Below are 14,426 nucleotides of genomic sequence, written 5' to 3'. Positions count from 1 at the left end.
AATAACGTTGCGGGCGAGTCAGAAGAACAGGTCTACCCGGAAGTACACCGGGTGCTCTCGCCTCTCGATAATTGCCGGTCGCTCCAGGGAGCGTGCGAAGCTGACGGATGCAGCCAGGTACTGGCCGCGAGCATTGAGTTCCAGGGCATTGCCGCTCATGCGGCCGCGGGCATCTTGGTTGTAGCGATCGCCCTTGATCACCCCCACGTCATACGCAAAGGCCATGCCGTATTCCTGGACAAAAGGCTGCAACGCCGGCCAGGTCACCGCACGGCGCCAGCGCAGTTGGTTGCGCCAGTAGCCGCCGCTGTTGCCGGACAGGGTCTGGTCCTGGAAGCCACGCACCGAGTTGAGGCCGCCGAGGCTGATGCGCTGGGGGCTGAAGAGCACGTCCTCGCTGCGCTGCCCGGTGGCCAGGCTGTCGAAGCTGAAGTTTTCGTTCCACAGGCGAAAGGGCTGCAGGTAGCTCAGGGTCAGGCTGTATTTGTTGTAACGGGCCACCGGCTCGCTGCCATGGGGATTGCCGCTGCCCTGGGCATCCAGGGCGCCGATGCCCTGCTGCCAGCCAATGTCGGCGTTGACCAGGGCATTGCCGATGCGCCGCCCATGGTTGAAGCCCAGCTGGCTTTCGGTGATGCGGTTGCTGGAAACGTCGATCAGGTTGTCATCGAGGTAGTTGCGCGTGCGCAACTGGCTCAAGCCCAGGCTCATGCCGGTCTTGCTCAGGTTGTCGCGGTGCAGCACCCGTTCGGCGCGCAACTGCTGGTTCTTGCTTTCGCCGTCCATGGTGAAGTCGAAGCCGGTGCTGTCATTGCGGGTGCGGTAGTAGCTCTGGCTGTAGGAATAACTGAGGGTCCACCAGCCCCAGGGCAGGCTGTAGAACAGGCTCTGGTTGTCGGAGTGGCGCCAGCGGTCGCTGACCGTGTCCTGGTTGGCCCGCAGGCTGAGCTGGTCTGCCAGGCCCAGGGGGCTGTCCCAGTCCAGGCCGAGGCCGGCCTGCTGCTCGCCGGTGCTCTTGTCGCCGCTGTTGTTGCGGGTGGCCGATACCCGCCAGGGCTTCAGACGCTGGCCCTTGAGCCCGACACGGCTGTCGCCCAGTTTCTCTCCCGGGGCCAGTTCCAGTTCCACCTGGCGCGAAGGCAGGCGAGTCAGCTGGTCCACCAGTTGCTCCAGCTCCCGCAGGTTGAGCACCTCGCCGGTGGTGCCGGGAAAGGCCATGGCCAGTTCCCGCGAGCTGGCCAGGGCGGAACTGTCCAGGCTCTCCAGGCGGCCTTCGACCACCACGATGGTCAGTTGCCCCGAGGCCAGTTCCTGGGCCGGCAGGTAGGCCCGGGTGGTCACATAGCCCTGCTGCAGGTAGTGATGGGTGATGGCCTTGAGCAGGGTGTTGATCTGCGTCACCGACAGGCACTGGTCGCGATAGGGCGCCACCAGGCGCTCTCGGTCGGCGGCGGAAAGATGATCGGCACCCTTGAGAATCACGGTCTTGATGGTGAAGCAGCGCTGCTCGCCCGGTTGCGGGGCAGGCTCGGGGGGCAAGGTCTTGCCGGGGAGTTGCTGGAGTTCGTCGAGGCGCTTCTGCTGCTCTTGCAGCAACTGCTGCTGGCGATCCCGAATCAGGTCGCGATCACCCGGCGTCTGCAGCGGCGCGGCGCTGAGCGCGAGCGAAGCAGACAAAGCACAAAACGCTACTACAGGCCTGAACAAGCCAAAACGCGACATGCTTTCCATTCCCTAGAATCACGGATTTTGGCTGGCCAAACGTCCGCGTGGTGCGTCCCGGCACCTGTTTTCGAAGGGAACAAAGTGTAAATGTAAAAAAATTTACATAACAAAAAAGCGACGAGCGGTAGCTGCCAGACCTATCTCATTGAAAGCTAATGGTTTACGTGCTGCGAAACTCTGAAAAACCGATGCAGGCCAAGGTCCTGTAGCGCGCGCGATACCTCGGCCCCATCGATTCAGGCTCATTTCTTCTTCAGGCAATCACTCATGAACGCCTTGCGCGCATCGCCCTTGAGCGCCTGGGTGGTGGCCGTGGCGTTGCAGGTCTTCATTCTTTCCTGAGGCGTGGACGGGGTAGCCGCAGCTGCCGGGGCCGCCTTGAGGCAAGTGCTCATGAAGGCTTTGCGCTCATCGCCCTTCAGGGTCTTGGCGGTGGCCTCGGCATTGCAGGTGGTCATCTTGTTCTGCTGGGCGGTGGCGGCAAAACCCTGGGAGCACAGCAGCAGGCCCACCATCAACAACGGAATACGCAACATCTTCATGGAGTTTTCTCCTTGTCACCGCGCCGACGGGCACGGCCTCCAGCGCAGTGTAGACAAAGCCTGTTACACCTTCACCTGTTCTGCAGGCCGGCCCGGCGATACTGCTCCGGCGTGCTGCCAGCCTGGCGCTGGAACATCGCGATAAACGCCGAGGCGCTGCTGTAGCCCATGTCGAAGGCGATTTCCTGGATGCTGCGCGAGCTCTCCAGGGCCTCGATGGAGGCCAGGAAACGCTGGCGCTGGCGCCATTCGCCAAAACTCATGCCCAATTCGCGCACGAACTGCCGGGCCAGGGTCCGCTCGCTGACATGGGCCAGCCCCGCCCAGTGGGCCAAAGGCTGGTTGTTGCCCGGTTCGGCCTGCAGGGCCTGGAGCACCCGCAGCAGGTCGGGGCTGCTGGCGTAGGGCAGGTAACAGGTATGCACCGGCGCCTGGCGCAACTGGTCCAGCAGCACCTGGGCCAGGCGCTGGTCGGCCTCGCCCTCGGGGATCTGCACGTCACGGGCGGCGAAGTCCTTGAGGATCGCCTTGAGGATCTCGCTGATGGCCAGGGTACTGCCCCCGGCCGGCAACTCGGCACACAGCTCCGGGGCCAGCAGTACGGCGCGGTAGTTGATCGGCTGCGCGGTGTAGAAACTGTGGGGCGTCTGTGGCGGCACCCACACCGCATATTGCGGCGGCGACATGAAACGCTGGCCGGCAATCTCCATGTGCATCACGCCGTGGGCCGAATACTCCAGGCAGCCCCAGGGGTGACGATGCTCCAGGGCATGGCTGTGGGCGGCGAAGTCGGCATAGCGGAAGTACACCGGCGCGGGCAGCCCGTGGAAATCCAGGAGATCGATGTGTTTTTTGCTCATGCTGTCCGGATGTCGGGGCGGGTTGTCCGGTTCGCAGTATAGGCATTGATCCGGACAAGAGGATAATCAGCCTTCATCAACTTTCTGGTTGTCTCCATGCAATACGCTTATCCACTGCTGGCCATCTTTATCTGGGCCGGCAATACCGTGATCAACAAACTCGCCGTGGGCGCGATCTTTCCCGCGGAGATCGGCTTCTATCGCTGGTTGCTGGCGGGCCTGCTGTTTACCCCCTTCATGCTCAAGCCGGTGATCAAGCACTGGCCGGAGGTCCGCCCCAACCTCTGGCGCATCGCCATTCTCGGCGTGCTGGGCATGGCGGTGTACCAGAGCCTGGCCTACTTCGCCGCCAGCCTGACCTCGGCCACCAACATGGGCATCATCCTTTCGCTGATGCCGCTGATGTCCCTGGCCATGGCCATCGCGGCCCTGGGCCAGCGCCTGACTGCCGGAGCCCTGGTGGGCGCCGTGCTGTCCTTCGCCGGGGTGCTGGTGGTGGTGTCCTCCGGCAGCCTGGCCGCGCTGCTGCAACACGGGGTCAACCTGGGGGACGCGATGATGCTGGTGGCCACCCTGGCCTACGCCATCTACAGCACCCTGCTGAAGAAATGGCAGCTGCGCCTGCCGCCGCTGGTGCTGTTGTATCTGCAGGTGCTGGTGGCGGTCGTGGTGCTGCTACCGTTGTTCCTGGCTTCGCCGAAGGTAGGCCCGACTCTGCAGAACACTCCGCTGGTGCTCTATGCCTGCCTGCTGGCTTCGATGCTCGCGCCCTTGGCCTGGATGCAGGCGGTGGTGCGCCTGGGGCCAAGCCGGACCACGCTGTTTTTCAATCTGCTGCCGTTGATCACGGCGCTGATTGCGGCAGTGGTGCTGCATGAGCAGTTGGCCTGGTTCCATTTGGTAGGTGGCTTGCTGACCTTGGGCGGGGTGATTCTCTCGGAACGCTGGACCACCGTGCTGGGACCGCTCGCCGGCAAGCCGGCTTCTGCCGGGCAACGCTGAGATCAGAGGCCGGCGGCCTTGAGGCGCCGGGCATGTTCGACGAACAGGCGGATCGGCTCCGCGCCCTTGCCCACCAGCCCCAGGGACTGATTGACGATATCGAAATGGTCCAGCGGGTAATCATCGCCAATGACCTGCCCCAGGTGCGAGCTGTAGCGCCCCACCATGCCGTCGCACTGGCCGGCTTCACGGACGAAGGTGCGGGCGAACAGCCGGCAACTGCGGTTGGTGCCGTCGAACAGGTTACGCCCGCGGTTGGTCTTGCCCGGCTGCAAAATGCCGGACCAGGAGTAGTAGTGCACACCGTCGACCTGCGCCGGCCCTTGCCCGCCCCATTCCTGCGGCAACCCCTGGGGGTACTGGCGGTTGAACAGGGCCACGCCCTCGGTGGTCAGGGACTGGTGCGAAGCATGGATATCCACCGGCTGCTTCGGTCCGCGATAGCCGGTTTCCAGCAACCGCATCAGGCTTGAAATCCCCCTCAGCAGCAGGCTCAGCACTCGCCCCCGCAGGCTATGGGCGGGTGAATGCCGCTGCAGATAATCCGCCAGCTCGGAGCCATGGTTGGGCCCCGCCACCGACGTTACCGAGGCCACCCAGTCCGGGCGCCTGGCGGCGGCGTAGCGCGCGGTGAGCGCGCCCTGGCTGTGGCCGATCAGGTTGACTCGGGCGGCGCCGGTCTCGGCCATGATCCGCTGGATCTGCGCCAGCAACTGCTCACCGCGCACCTCGCTGGAATTGAGCGGCGAGACCTGCACCGCGATCACCTGCGCCCCGCCCCGGCGCAAGGCCGGAATGATCCCGTACCAGTAGGGGTACAGCAGCAGGCGGACAAAGCCGAGCATGCCGGGCACCAGGACCAGGGGGTAACGGGTGGCAAGCTCTTGGGACATGCGGCGACATCCTTGTGCGAAGGCAGCGGGGGCTGGCTGAAAGCTAGACCATAACCGAGGCCGTCGTCAGCCCCCATGACGCTTTGGCGACAAACCGGTGACAGCCCGTTTCTCCCGGCAGCTACTTCAGCCCGGCCACCCCCGCCACGATCAGCCCCACCGACACCAGCTTGACCGCCGTCAGGCTTTCTCCCAGCAGCAGGCAGCCCAGCAGCACCGTGCCCAGGGAACCGATGGCGGTCCAGATCGGGTAGGCCACGCTCACCGGCAACTCGCGCATGGCCAGGGTCAGGAAATAGATCCCGCCCACCGCCGCGACCACCGTCAGCAGCGACGGCCAGGGCCGGGTAAAGCCCTCGGCGTACTTCATGCCCATGGCGAACGTGACCTCGAAGGCCGCCGCCAGCAGCAGGAACATCCAGGCCATGGCGCCGCCCCCTCAGAAACTCTGCGCCAGGACCAGCAGGCGCTGCTGGGCTTCGCCACAGGACTGCGCGAATCGCTCGGGCGCCGACTCCTCGCCTTCCGCCGCAACCACGGTGACGTCTTCGATACCGATAAAACCCAGGGCCGTGCGCAACCAGCGGTCCGCGTGGTTCATCGCTTCATGCTCGCCCCCCGGGCCAAAGCCGCCCCCGCCGCGGCTGGTAACGATCAACACCTTCTTGCCCTGCACCAGGGGCTGGTACTGGGCCACGCCGTTGTCCTGCTGGGTGTTGAAGGTCAGCCCCAGGCGCACGATGTGATCGACCCAGGCCTTGATCCCGCTGGGCACGCTGAAGTTGTGCATTGGCGCCGAGATCACCAGGCGCTGATGGTCAAGCAACTCCGCCACCAGTTCGTCGCTCAGGGCCAGGTCGGCCTGCATCGACAGAGGCCGCGCCTCGGGCTGTGGATAAAACGCGGCGGCGATAAAGGCTTCGCTGACGTGGGGCAAGGCACCCCGGCCAACCTCGCGCCGGGTCAACCGCCCCTGGGGATTGACCGCTTGCCAGGCCTGGAGGAAGGCGTCGGCCAGGCGCCGGCTGTGGGAACGCTCGCCCCGTGGGCTACCGTGGATCGCAAGAACTGTACTCATCTCATCTGCCTCAGAGGGGTTGCTGATGGAGGCCTTGAAACCAAGGCCGGTCCGCGCTAAAGCTAAGAGCACAGCCGCACTGCAACAAATGAACAGAATTTCTTCCAGATGAATTTATCTCAGCCATGGAGCACTCGATGTTCGCCCACCTGCCCCTCACCGCCCTGCGCACTTTCGAGTCCGCCGCGCGCCTGCTGAGTTTCAAGGCCGCCGCCGAGGACCTGTCGGTGACGCCCACCGCGGTGTCGCACCAGATCCGCAGCCTGGAGCACTGGCTGGGGGTGGCGCTGTTCGAACGACTGCCGCGCCAGGTGCGCCTGACCGAGCCCGGCCAGCGCTTGTTTCACAGCTTGCACGGTGCTCTTTTGGAAGTGACCCAGAGTGTCGATACGCTGCGGCCCACACCCAGCAATGCCCAACTGACCGTTTCCACCACCGCGGCCTTTGCCGCCCTGTGGCTGGTGCCGCGGCTGGGGCGCTTCTATGCCCGGCACCCCGGCATCAGCCTGCGCCTGGATACCCAGTGCGAGGTGGTAGACCTGCAACAGGACGCCAGCATCGACGTGGCGATCCGCTACAGCCAGGAGGGCTACCTGGACCTGCACGGCCTGTGCCTGTTCGACGAACGTTTCGCAGTCTACGGCTCGCCCCAGCAGGTGGCCCTGGCCCGCCAGCAGGCGCCGACCCTGATCAGCGTGCACTGGCGCAACTCCCGGCTGTATGCCGACGGTTGGCAGGCCTGGTGCGCCCAGGCCGGGGAAAGCTGGTTCGATGACGCGCCGCTGATCCGCTCCTACGACGAGGAACAGTACGCCCTGCAAGCGGCCATTGCCGGCCAGGGCCTGGTCCTGGCCAGCGACATCCTGGTGTCCCAGAGCGTGGCCAGCGGCCTGCTGCAGCCCTACCGACCCGAAGTCCAGGTGGACGGCGCCGGCTACAGCGCCCTGTGCGTGCCCGGCCGCGAGCGCCATCCGCCGGTGCGCGCCTTCCTTCAATGGCTGCAGCAGGAATCATTGCTGGCCGGGCACCCGCCACTGGCACGCAGTTGACCGCCGGGCACATCCGATAAAACTTTTTGCCGCCGCCGCGACTCACAACCAAGGTAGCGATCAGGCCAACAGAGCCTGGCGTAAATCGGATTAGCCTCCAGGAGATCGAGATGAACGACATGCATTTGTCTGATGTGAACACCCTGCGCGAACGGGCCCGCCAACACGTGGAAAACGGAGCCGTGACCGAGGGCTACAACGCCGATCGCGAGGAGATACTGCGCCTGCTCAACGAGTCGCTGGCCACCGAGCTGGTCTGTGTGTTGCGCTACAAGCGCCACTACTTCATGGCCAACGGGATCAAGGCTAGCGTCGCCGCCAGCGAGTTCCTCGAGCACGCCACCCAGGAAGCCGAGCACGCCGACAAACTGGCCGAGCGCATCGTCCAGCTCGGTGGCGAACCGGAGTTCAACCCCGACCTGCTGTCCAAGCACTCCCATGCCCAGTACGTGGCCGGCAACACCTTGAAGGAAATGGTCTACGAAGACCTGGTGGCGGAGCGCATCGCGGTCGACAGCTACCGCGAGATCATCCAGTACGTCGGTGACAAGGACCCCACCACCCGCCGCCTGTTCGAAGAGATCCTGGCCCAGGAAGAAGAACACGCCGACGACATGGCAGACATCCTCAACGACCTGTAACGCCCTCTCCCCCAAGCCCGCCCTGCCTGCAGCGGCGGGCTTTTTTCTGGCCGCGCGCCCAGGCCCTTAATGAGTCGGTTTCACCGTCACCGGTGCCTTGCCCGAGCGCATCTGCTGCAACAGCGGCGCGCACTGGTTGGGCTCATCGCCGCTGGGCGCCACCAGCGCCAGCAGCCCCGCCGCCGGCCCGGCGATCACCCCCAGGGCCACCATGCCGGCACCGCGCAGTACCAGGGGCACGGCCTTGACCCCGGCACTAGGCTGGATGAACTTGCCCTGTACATAAAGCGGCGAGCGCAGGGAGAACAGGCGCAGGCCCTTGGATTCCGGAGTGATGGTCAGGTCCAGTTGCTCGCTGGCCATATTGGCGGTGCCATCGATGTAGATGATGGCGTTCTCGGTGTCGAAGACGAACAGCCGGGAAGTCGCCAGGCCGCTCTTGATGCCGAAGTCGGCCGCCGCGCAATTGATCTTCACTTCCTTGTCGCCAAACATCTTGCCGACCACATAGTTGCCGACGTTGAGCCCGGCGATTTCCATCAGGCTGCGGCTGATGGCGCCATCGTTGATCAGCATCTTCAGGTCACCGTTGGCGCTGCCCAGCAGGGCCGCCACCGAGTTGCCGCGACCGGCGATGTCGGCATCGCCATTGAGCTCGCCAAAGCTGGTCTTCATCGGTTCGAAGGTGGGGAACAGTTGCTTGAGCTTGAAATTGCGCGCCGTCAGCCTGGCCCGGCCCTCCAGCGGCGTGGTGTGGCCGTTGAGGCGGATCTGGGCGTCGAGCTTGCCGCCGGCCACGCCGAAGCGCAGGGGCTCCAGGCTGAGCTGGCCGTCGTCGAGCACCAGGTGGGTGTACAGATCGGTGAACGGCAGCTCGGCGCTGTGGACGATGCGCTTGCCGGTGAATTCCACATCGGCGTCCATGTCCCGCCAGCGCTCGGTGCGGAACTCTTCCACCGGCAGCACCTTGTCCGCCGGCTGCTTGCTCTCGCCGCCCCGGGCCTTCTGCTTGGCGTTGGAGTCGGCGCCGATCAGCGGCGCCAGGTCGCTCATCAGCAACTGGTTGGACACCAGCGCGCCACTGAGCCTGGGCCGTGGCTGGCTGGCCACGTAGGTCAGGTTGCCGTGGATGTCGCTGTCGCCGATCTTGCCGTTGAAGTCCTGGTAACTGAAGGTCGCGCCCGCCGGATCGTGCAGCTTGGCGGTCAGGTGGCCGTCGGTGGAATAGGGCGGCGAATCCGGCAGGGTCACCCCGGTCAGCGGGTAGAGGTTGCCCAGGCTGGTGCCCGCCAGCTTCAGGCGCAGGTCCAGGGCGCCGAGGTTCAGCGGGTCGGTCAGGCTGCCGCGCAGCTCCACCTTGGTGTCGCCGATCTGCGCCTGGGCCTGCAGCGGAAACGGCTTGCGGGAATCCTGCAAGGCCAGCAGGCCGCCGATCTTGCCGGTGCCGGCGAGCTTCTGCCCGTGATACTGGCCCTTGACCTTGAGGGCGAAGGCATAGGCCTGGGCCTCGGCGCCTTTCTCGGCCACCTTCTTCGCTTCACTTTCACCGACGATATCGCTGAACGGGATCGGCTTGCCGAGCAATTCCACCTGCAGGTCCAGCTGGGTCTTCAGGCTCTGGTCATCGAGGGTCGCGTGGCCCTTGTCGAAACCGATGGCACCGATGTCCACCGTCCAGTTGGACGGTTCGGCGTTCGGGTCCTTGGGGTCGAACTTGAAAGTCCAGTTGGCGCGCCCGTCGGCCAGGCGCTGCAACGCGGCGTCGGGCTCGGTGAGGTCGATGCGCGGAATGCTCACCCGTTGCGCCAGCAGGGCCAGAGGCGAAATGCGCAGCTCAACCCGCTTGAGGCTGACCATCTGCGGCGCCTTGGACCAGTCCGGGTTGCCCAGGGTCAGGTCCTCGGCCACCACGTGAGGCCAGGGCACCCAGGCCCGCCAGCCACCTTCGTCAGGTTCGCGTTGCCAGACCACCGACAAATCGCCATTGATCGCGAAGGGCCGGTGCAACTCCTCGGAGACCTTGGCATTGAGCGTGGGTTTGATCCGGTTCCAATCGAAGAACGCGATCACCAGTACCAGCACCGCCAGTAGCAGGATCAGGCCAGTGATGGACCAGGCGAGAATTTTACGAGTGCGCGTCATTGCACGAGGCTCCTGAAGACAACTGAGCGCCCAACCACGACGCATCGATGAACTGCCGATGGAAAAATCACCGGCCATGAAAACTACGACTGACAAAGCCCGCGCAGGTTTAATCCGGCTACCCGATCCGCTGAAAAAACCTGCTTTCCTGATCACTCGGACAGCTTTGTGTTACCTCGAGCCGCCCCTCCCTGAAGCGGCAGTGAGTCGAAAATACCCACCCTGGTGCAAAAGCAATCGGCGTTAACGCCCGAGCTAGAGCCTTCGCGGCAAACAATCAATTCCGTTGATTATTACCATTGTGTTTATGAACTTTTATATCGATTTAGCGGCGGTAACATTAGCTCCGTACCCAATTTATCGCCCTACCAAGGAGCAACCCATCATGAAACGCCAACTTTTACTGAGCCTCGCCTTATCTGTTCTGGCTGCCAACGCCTTCGCCCTGCCAGCCGCTGAACAAGCCACCCCACAGGTCAAGGCCAGCCACAGCGTGTTCACCCAGACCCTGGCCGAAGGCGGTTCGGATCGCCTGATCGAACGCAACAAAGTCGCTGCCGACGGTTATGACCGTACTCCACAAGGCCAGAGCGTTGCCGAAGACGGCTATGATCGCACCCCTCAAGGCCAGAACGTTGCCGAAGATGGCTACGACCGTACACCTCAAGGCCAGAACGTCGCCGAAGATGGCTACGACCGCACCCCACAAGGTCAAAACGTAGCTGAAGGCGGCCGTGATCGCCTGGAAGAGAAAGGCCTGGTGGAAGATGGCTACAGCCGTACACCTCAAGGTCAGACCGTTGCCGAAGGCGGTGCTGATCGCCTGGCCGAACGTCATCAAGCTGCGAGCTGAGGCCATGCTGGCCCTGGAAAAAAGCCCGATCCCTGGATCGGGCTTTGACTTTTATAGCAACTGCATTTTTCCCCCTGCCTCTCCCGCCTGTCTCTGACAGCAGTTCGACTCCGGCAAAGTTGATTTGCTAGAGTGCGCCGCTCCCATTGAGCAAAGAACGCCCCGCCGATGCTGCCCCGCGCCGAACAGAAGCAACAGACCCGCAACGCCCTGATGGATGCCGCCCGGCACCTGATGGAGTGTGGCCGTGGGTTTGGCAGCCTGAGCCTGCGGGAAGTGGCGAAAGCCGCGGGTATCGTGCCCACCGGTTTCTACCGGCACTTCAGCGATATGGACCAACTGGGCCTGGAACTGGTCAGCGAAGTCGGCCAGACCTTTCGCGAAACCATCCGCCTGGTGCGCCACAATGAATTCGTCATGGGCGGCATCATCGATGCCTCGGTACGCATCTTCCTCGATGTGGTGGAAGCCAAGCGCTCGCAGTTCCTGTTTCTGGCCCGAGAGCAGTACGGCGGCTCGCTGCCGGTTCGCCAGGCCATCGCCACCTTGCGCGAGAACATCAGTTCGGACCTCGCCGCCGACCTCACCCTGATGCCCAAGCTCCAGCACCTGGACGCCGCCGATCTCAGCGTCATGGCCGACCTGATCGTCAAAAGCGTGTTCGCCACCCTGCCCGACATCATCGATCCCCCGGCCCAGGCCCTGCCCGAACACCTCACGCCCCAGGCCAAGATCACCCAGCAACTGCGCTTCATCTTCATCGGCCTCAAGCACTGGCAAGGCCTGGGCAGCACCGAGTAACTCGCCCGCACCGCTCCCCCTTCACACTATGCGCCCCGCTCTGGGCTGCGCGTTTGCGCCTGCCCGCCCGCCGGGCACCGGATTGCAGCAAAAACATTTCCCGCGCACCAACTCAGTGCTATAAATCAGCTCAGCGCATCAATTTGTAACAAGATGAAACAAGGTTTTGCCCCTTTTTCAGGCGCAGTTCCGGCATCGAGAAAGGGTTTTTCCTCTCCACCGAGTGATTGGCAAGGCCCTTGCTCTGGCTTGTGCATCGCTCATAGCTGGAAGCTTTTCGATGCTGGTGATCCACCGCAGAACCGCCCCCCAAGCCACCTGGTCCGCCGAACTGCACCTGACTTACGAGGCCCGCAGCAAAAGCCGCCTGCGCTGTTTCAGTGCCGCCGGTGAAGACGTCGGCCTGTTTCTGGAGCGGGGCCAGCCACCGCTGCACGATGGGGAGTTCCTGGAGGCCGAGGACGGGCGCATCGTCAAGGTCTGCGCCCGCCCGGAAGCCCTGCTGCACGTCACCTGCCGCAACGCCTTCGAACTGACCCGCGCCGCCTATCACCTGGGCAACCGCCACGTGGCCCTGCAGGTGGGTGACGGCTGGCTGCGCCTGCTGGACGACTATGTGCTCAAGGCCATGCTCGAACAGCTGGGGGCCAGCACCGCGCCCCTTGAGGCACCGTTCCAGCCCGAGCATGGCGCCTATGGCGGCGGCCACCATCATTCGCGCCACGGCGATGAAGACTTCAACTATCCGCCGCGCCTGCACCAGTTCGGCGTCCGCCCATGAACCCGGCCTGGGCCCTGCTGCGCCTGGCCAGCCCGCAGTTGCCGATTGGCGGCTACAGCTATTCCCAGGGCCTGGAAATGGCCGTGGAGCAGCAGCGGGTAAATGATCAGGCCAGCGCCCGCCGCTGGATCAGCGATCAACTGCTGCTGAACCTGGCACGCTTCGAAGCACCGCTGCTGCTCGCCCACTGCCAGGCCGCAGCCGACCAGGACTGGGCCCGCTTGCAGCAGTTGAGCGAGGAACATCGGGCCAGCCGCGAAACCCGCGAGCTTTACCAGGAAAGCCGGCAGATGGGTTATTCCCTCAAGCAACTGCTGGAGGGTTTGCCGGAACTGGACAGCGATGCCAGGGAACTGCTGACGCACCAGGACGAACCACACCTGGCCCTGGGCTGGGCCCTGGCGGCACGGGCCTGGGGCATCAGCCCGGCGGACGCCCTGGCCGCCTGGCTGTGGAGCTGGCTGGAGAACCAGCTGGCGGTGCTGATGAAGACCCTGCCCCTGGGCCAGCAGGCCGCCCAGCGCCTGACCAGCGAGCTGCTGCCACTGTTGCAGCAAGCCCAGCACAACGCCGCGAACCTTGACCCCAACCATCATGGCAGCGCCGCTTTCGGCCTGTCCCTGGCGAGCATGGCCCACGAGCGCCAGTACAGCCGCCTGTTCCGTTCCTAGGAGAAACTCATGAACGCACAACCTCTGCGCGTCGGCATCGGCGGCCCGGTGGGCTCCGGTAAAACCGCCCTGACCCTGGCCCTGTGCCTGGCCCTGCGCGAGCGCTACAACCTGGCGGTGGTGACCAACGATATCTACACCCGCGAAGACGCCGACTTCCTGGTACGCAATGAGGCCCTGGCGCCGGAACGGATCATCGGCGTGGAAACCGGCGGCTGCCCGCACACCGCGATCCGCGAAGACGCCTCGATCAATCTGGAAGCGGTGGACCAGTTGAACCGGCGCTTTCCCGGGCTCGACCTGATCCTGGTGGAGTCCGGCGGCGACAACCTCTCGGCCACCTTCAGCCCCGAACTCTCCGATCTGACCATCTATGTGATCGACGTTTCCGCCGGTGACAAGCTGCCGCGCAAGGGCGGTCCGGGCATCTGCAAATCCGACCTGCTGGTGATCAACAAGATCGACCTGGCGCCGCTGGTGGGGGCCTCCCTGGAGATGATGAACAGCGATACCCAGCGCATGCGCGGCGGCAAGCCGTTCGTCTTCAGCAACCAGAAAACCGGCCAGGGCCTGGCGGACATCATCGCCTTCATCGAACGCCAGGGCCTGCTCACCGCTGCCTGATCCCCGAACCCAATCCGCTCAACAAGGAAAGCCACTCCATGACCCTAAAACGCATCCTCGGGGCCCTGGCCCTGCTGCTGACCCCGGCCCTGGCCTTCGCCCACCCGGGCCATGGCGACAACGGCCTGATGGCCGGTATCAGCCACCCCATCAGCGGCCTCGACCACCTGCTGGCCATGCTCGCTGTCGGCCTGTGGGCCGCCCAGCAGCAAGGCGCCGCACGCTGGGCGCTGCCTTGCACCTTCGTCGGCACCATGCTGATCGGTGGCGTGCTGGGCTTCGAGGGCCTGGAGTTGCCGGCCCTGGAAAGCGGCATCGCCGCTTCGGTATTGGCCCTGGGCCTGGCCGTGGCCCTGGCCGTGCGCCCGCCCCTGAGCCTGGCGATTGCCGCCACCGCGCTGTTTGCCCTGTTCCATGGCGTGGCCCACGGCCTGGAACTGCCGGACATGTCCAATCCTTGGGCCTATGCCGCCGGTTTTGTGGCGGCCACTGCGGCCCTGCATGCCGCCGGCTATGCCGTGGTACGGGTACTGCCTCAGGCGGCAGCGCCGCTGGTGCGCCTGGCCGGTGCGGCCTCGGCCGCTACGGGCGTCTGGTTGCTGGCAGGCTGATCCCTGCTTCATCTGCAGGAGCCGGCTTGCCAGCGAAGGCGGTCTTGCGGGCCTCGTTCGCTGGCAAGCCAGCTCTTGCAAGACTGAGGTGATCTTTGGGCCGCCTTCGCAGGCAAGCCAGCTCCTGCCGGCAGGTCGTGCTCGGCGGGCAAG

At 64.6% G+C, this 14,426-nt stretch carries 16 protein-coding genes; 9 read left to right on the top strand and 7 right to left on the bottom strand.

From position 1 onward, the window contains the following. Positions 1 to 18: 18 nt before the first annotated feature. The 3 genes from BM382_RS22500 to BM382_RS22490 form a co-directional block, all read right to left on the bottom strand. The gene (locus tag BM382_RS22500; RefSeq protein WP_072444022.1) at positions 19 to 1,722 is read right to left on the bottom strand and encodes a ShlB/FhaC/HecB family hemolysin secretion/activation protein; all 1,704 of its coding nucleotides are present in this window, start codon (positions 1,720 to 1,722) and stop codon (positions 19 to 21) included. Positions 1,723 to 1,967: 245 nt separating this feature from the next. Then, a complete protein-coding gene (locus tag BM382_RS22495; RefSeq protein WP_011058988.1) occupies positions 1,968 to 2,267 on the bottom strand; it encodes a PsiF family protein in 300 nt (99 codons plus the stop codon). A 71-nt stretch (positions 2,268 to 2,338) separates the two neighbouring features. Further along, a complete protein-coding gene (locus tag BM382_RS22490) occupies positions 2,339 to 3,127 on the bottom strand; it encodes an AraC family transcriptional regulator (protein ID WP_011058987.1) in 789 nt (262 codons plus the stop codon). A 96-nt stretch (positions 3,128 to 3,223) separates the two neighbouring features. On the opposite strand from BM382_RS22490, the gene BM382_RS22485 reads away from it, so the two are divergent. Beyond that, positions 3,224 to 4,129: a DMT family transporter gene (locus tag BM382_RS22485; protein WP_072443939.1), complete on the top strand. Its 906-nt coding sequence runs from the start codon at positions 3,224 to 3,226 to the stop codon at positions 4,127 to 4,129. Positions 4,130 to 4,131: 2 nt separating this feature from the next. On the opposite strand, the gene BM382_RS22480 is transcribed toward BM382_RS22485, so the two are convergent. The 3 genes from BM382_RS22480 to BM382_RS22470 form a co-directional block, all read right to left on the bottom strand. Then, entirely contained in the window at positions 4,132 to 5,022 is an 891-nt protein-coding gene (locus tag BM382_RS22480; protein ID WP_011058985.1) for an esterase/lipase family protein, read from the bottom strand. A 121-nt stretch (positions 5,023 to 5,143) separates the two neighbouring features. After that, positions 5,144 to 5,449 (bottom strand): DMT family transporter, encoded by a 306-nt coding sequence (locus BM382_RS22475; RefSeq protein WP_011058984.1) that lies wholly within the window; start codon positions 5,447 to 5,449, stop codon positions 5,144 to 5,146. Between the two features lie 12 nt (positions 5,450 to 5,461). Further along, the gene (locus tag BM382_RS22470; RefSeq protein ID WP_072443937.1) at positions 5,462 to 6,100 is read right to left on the bottom strand and encodes an FMN-dependent NADH-azoreductase; all 639 of its coding nucleotides are present in this window, start codon (positions 6,098 to 6,100) and stop codon (positions 5,462 to 5,464) included. Positions 6,101 to 6,225: 125 nt separating this feature from the next. Between BM382_RS22470 and BM382_RS22465 the strand changes: the two genes are divergently transcribed. Together BM382_RS22465 and BM382_RS22460 are read left to right on the top strand one after the other, a co-directional pair. Continuing rightward, complete coding sequence (locus tag BM382_RS22465; protein ID WP_162470465.1) at positions 6,226 to 7,149, top strand: LysR substrate-binding domain-containing protein; 924 nt, start codon at positions 6,226 to 6,228, stop codon at positions 7,147 to 7,149. A gap of 110 nt (positions 7,150 to 7,259) precedes the next feature. Next, complete coding sequence (locus BM382_RS22460) at positions 7,260 to 7,790, top strand: ferritin-like domain-containing protein (protein ID WP_072443935.1); 531 nt, start codon at positions 7,260 to 7,262, stop codon at positions 7,788 to 7,790. Positions 7,791 to 7,856: 66 nt separating this feature from the next. On the opposite strand, the gene BM382_RS22455 is transcribed toward BM382_RS22460, so the two are convergent. Further along, the gene (locus BM382_RS22455; RefSeq protein ID WP_072443933.1) at positions 7,857 to 9,932 is read right to left on the bottom strand and encodes an AsmA family protein; all 2,076 of its coding nucleotides are present in this window, start codon (positions 9,930 to 9,932) and stop codon (positions 7,857 to 7,859) included. A 385-nt stretch (positions 9,933 to 10,317) separates the two neighbouring features. Here BM382_RS22455 and BM382_RS22450 point away from each other — a divergent pair, with 385 nt between their 5' ends. From BM382_RS22450 to BM382_RS22425, 6 genes are all read left to right on the top strand, one after another. Then, complete coding sequence (locus BM382_RS22450) at positions 10,318 to 10,785, top strand: hypothetical protein (protein WP_011058979.1); 468 nt, start codon at positions 10,318 to 10,320, stop codon at positions 10,783 to 10,785. Between the two features lie 168 nt (positions 10,786 to 10,953). After that, positions 10,954 to 11,586, top strand: a complete 633-nt coding sequence (locus BM382_RS22445; RefSeq protein ID WP_011058978.1) for a TetR family transcriptional regulator — start codon at positions 10,954 to 10,956, stop codon at positions 11,584 to 11,586. 280 nt (positions 11,587 to 11,866) lie between these two features. After that, a complete protein-coding gene (gene ureE, locus BM382_RS22440) occupies positions 11,867 to 12,367 on the top strand; it encodes an urease accessory protein UreE (RefSeq protein WP_015633955.1) in 501 nt (166 codons plus the stop codon). After that, the gene (locus tag BM382_RS22435) at positions 12,364 to 13,038 is read left to right on the top strand and encodes an urease accessory protein UreF (RefSeq protein WP_072443931.1); all 675 of its coding nucleotides are present in this window, start codon (positions 12,364 to 12,366) and stop codon (positions 13,036 to 13,038) included. The genes ureE and BM382_RS22435 overlap by 4 nt, the downstream gene beginning before the upstream one ends. Positions 13,039 to 13,047: 9 nt before the next feature. Beyond that, positions 13,048 to 13,662, top strand: coding sequence for an urease accessory protein UreG (gene ureG, locus BM382_RS22430; RefSeq protein ID WP_011058975.1), 615 nt, complete (start codon positions 13,048 to 13,050; stop codon positions 13,660 to 13,662). A 38-nt stretch (positions 13,663 to 13,700) separates the two neighbouring features. Then, positions 13,701 to 14,273: a HupE/UreJ family protein gene (locus BM382_RS22425; RefSeq protein ID WP_072443929.1), complete on the top strand. Its 573-nt coding sequence runs from the start codon at positions 13,701 to 13,703 to the stop codon at positions 14,271 to 14,273. The last annotated feature ends 153 nt before the right edge of the window (positions 14,274 to 14,426 follow it).

This window comes from Pseudomonas sp. NFPP25 (assembly GCF_900116505.1).
Classification (GTDB): domain Bacteria; phylum Pseudomonadota; class Gammaproteobacteria; order Pseudomonadales; family Pseudomonadaceae; genus Aquipseudomonas; species Aquipseudomonas protegens.
The sequence above is the reverse complement of the archived record's forward strand: the minus strand, read 5'-3'. Positions and strand labels throughout refer to the sequence as shown.

Excerpts from the sequence above, each read along its gene's own strand:
- BM382_RS22435 (WP_072443931.1), top strand. The coding sequence starts at position 12,364 with ATGAACCCGGCCTGGGCCCTGCTGCGCCTGGCCAGCCCGCAGTTGCCG.
- BM382_RS22500 (WP_072444022.1), bottom strand. The coding sequence starts at position 1,722 with ATGTCGCGTTTTGGCTTGTTCAGGCCTGTAGTAGCGTTTTGTGCTTTG.
- ureE (WP_015633955.1), top strand. The coding sequence starts at position 11,867 with ATGCTGGTGATCCACCGCAGAACCGCCCCCCAAGCCACCTGGTCCGCC.
- BM382_RS22455 (WP_072443933.1), bottom strand. The coding sequence starts at position 9,932 with ATGACGCGCACTCGTAAAATTCTCGCCTGGTCCATCACTGGCCTGATC.
- BM382_RS22450 (WP_011058979.1), top strand. The coding sequence starts at position 10,318 with ATGAAACGCCAACTTTTACTGAGCCTCGCCTTATCTGTTCTGGCTGCC.
- BM382_RS22490 (WP_011058987.1), bottom strand. The coding sequence starts at position 3,127 with ATGAGCAAAAAACACATCGATCTCCTGGATTTCCACGGGCTGCCCGCG.
- ureG (WP_011058975.1), top strand. The coding sequence starts at position 13,048 with ATGAACGCACAACCTCTGCGCGTCGGCATCGGCGGCCCGGTGGGCTCC.
- BM382_RS22425 (WP_072443929.1), top strand. The coding sequence starts at position 13,701 with ATGACCCTAAAACGCATCCTCGGGGCCCTGGCCCTGCTGCTGACCCCG.
- BM382_RS22445 (WP_011058978.1), top strand. The coding sequence starts at position 10,954 with ATGCTGCCCCGCGCCGAACAGAAGCAACAGACCCGCAACGCCCTGATG.
- BM382_RS22485 (WP_072443939.1), top strand. The coding sequence starts at position 3,224 with ATGCAATACGCTTATCCACTGCTGGCCATCTTTATCTGGGCCGGCAAT.
- BM382_RS22460 (WP_072443935.1), top strand. The coding sequence starts at position 7,260 with ATGAACGACATGCATTTGTCTGATGTGAACACCCTGCGCGAACGGGCC.
- BM382_RS22475 (WP_011058984.1), bottom strand. The coding sequence starts at position 5,449 with ATGGCCTGGATGTTCCTGCTGCTGGCGGCGGCCTTCGAGGTCACGTTC.
- BM382_RS22495 (WP_011058988.1), bottom strand. The coding sequence starts at position 2,267 with ATGAAGATGTTGCGTATTCCGTTGTTGATGGTGGGCCTGCTGCTGTGC.
- BM382_RS22470 (WP_072443937.1), bottom strand. The coding sequence starts at position 6,100 with ATGAGTACAGTTCTTGCGATCCACGGTAGCCCACGGGGCGAGCGTTCC.
- BM382_RS22465 (WP_162470465.1), top strand. The coding sequence starts at position 6,226 with ATGGAGCACTCGATGTTCGCCCACCTGCCCCTCACCGCCCTGCGCACT.
- BM382_RS22480 (WP_011058985.1), bottom strand. The coding sequence starts at position 5,022 with ATGTCCCAAGAGCTTGCCACCCGTTACCCCCTGGTCCTGGTGCCCGGC.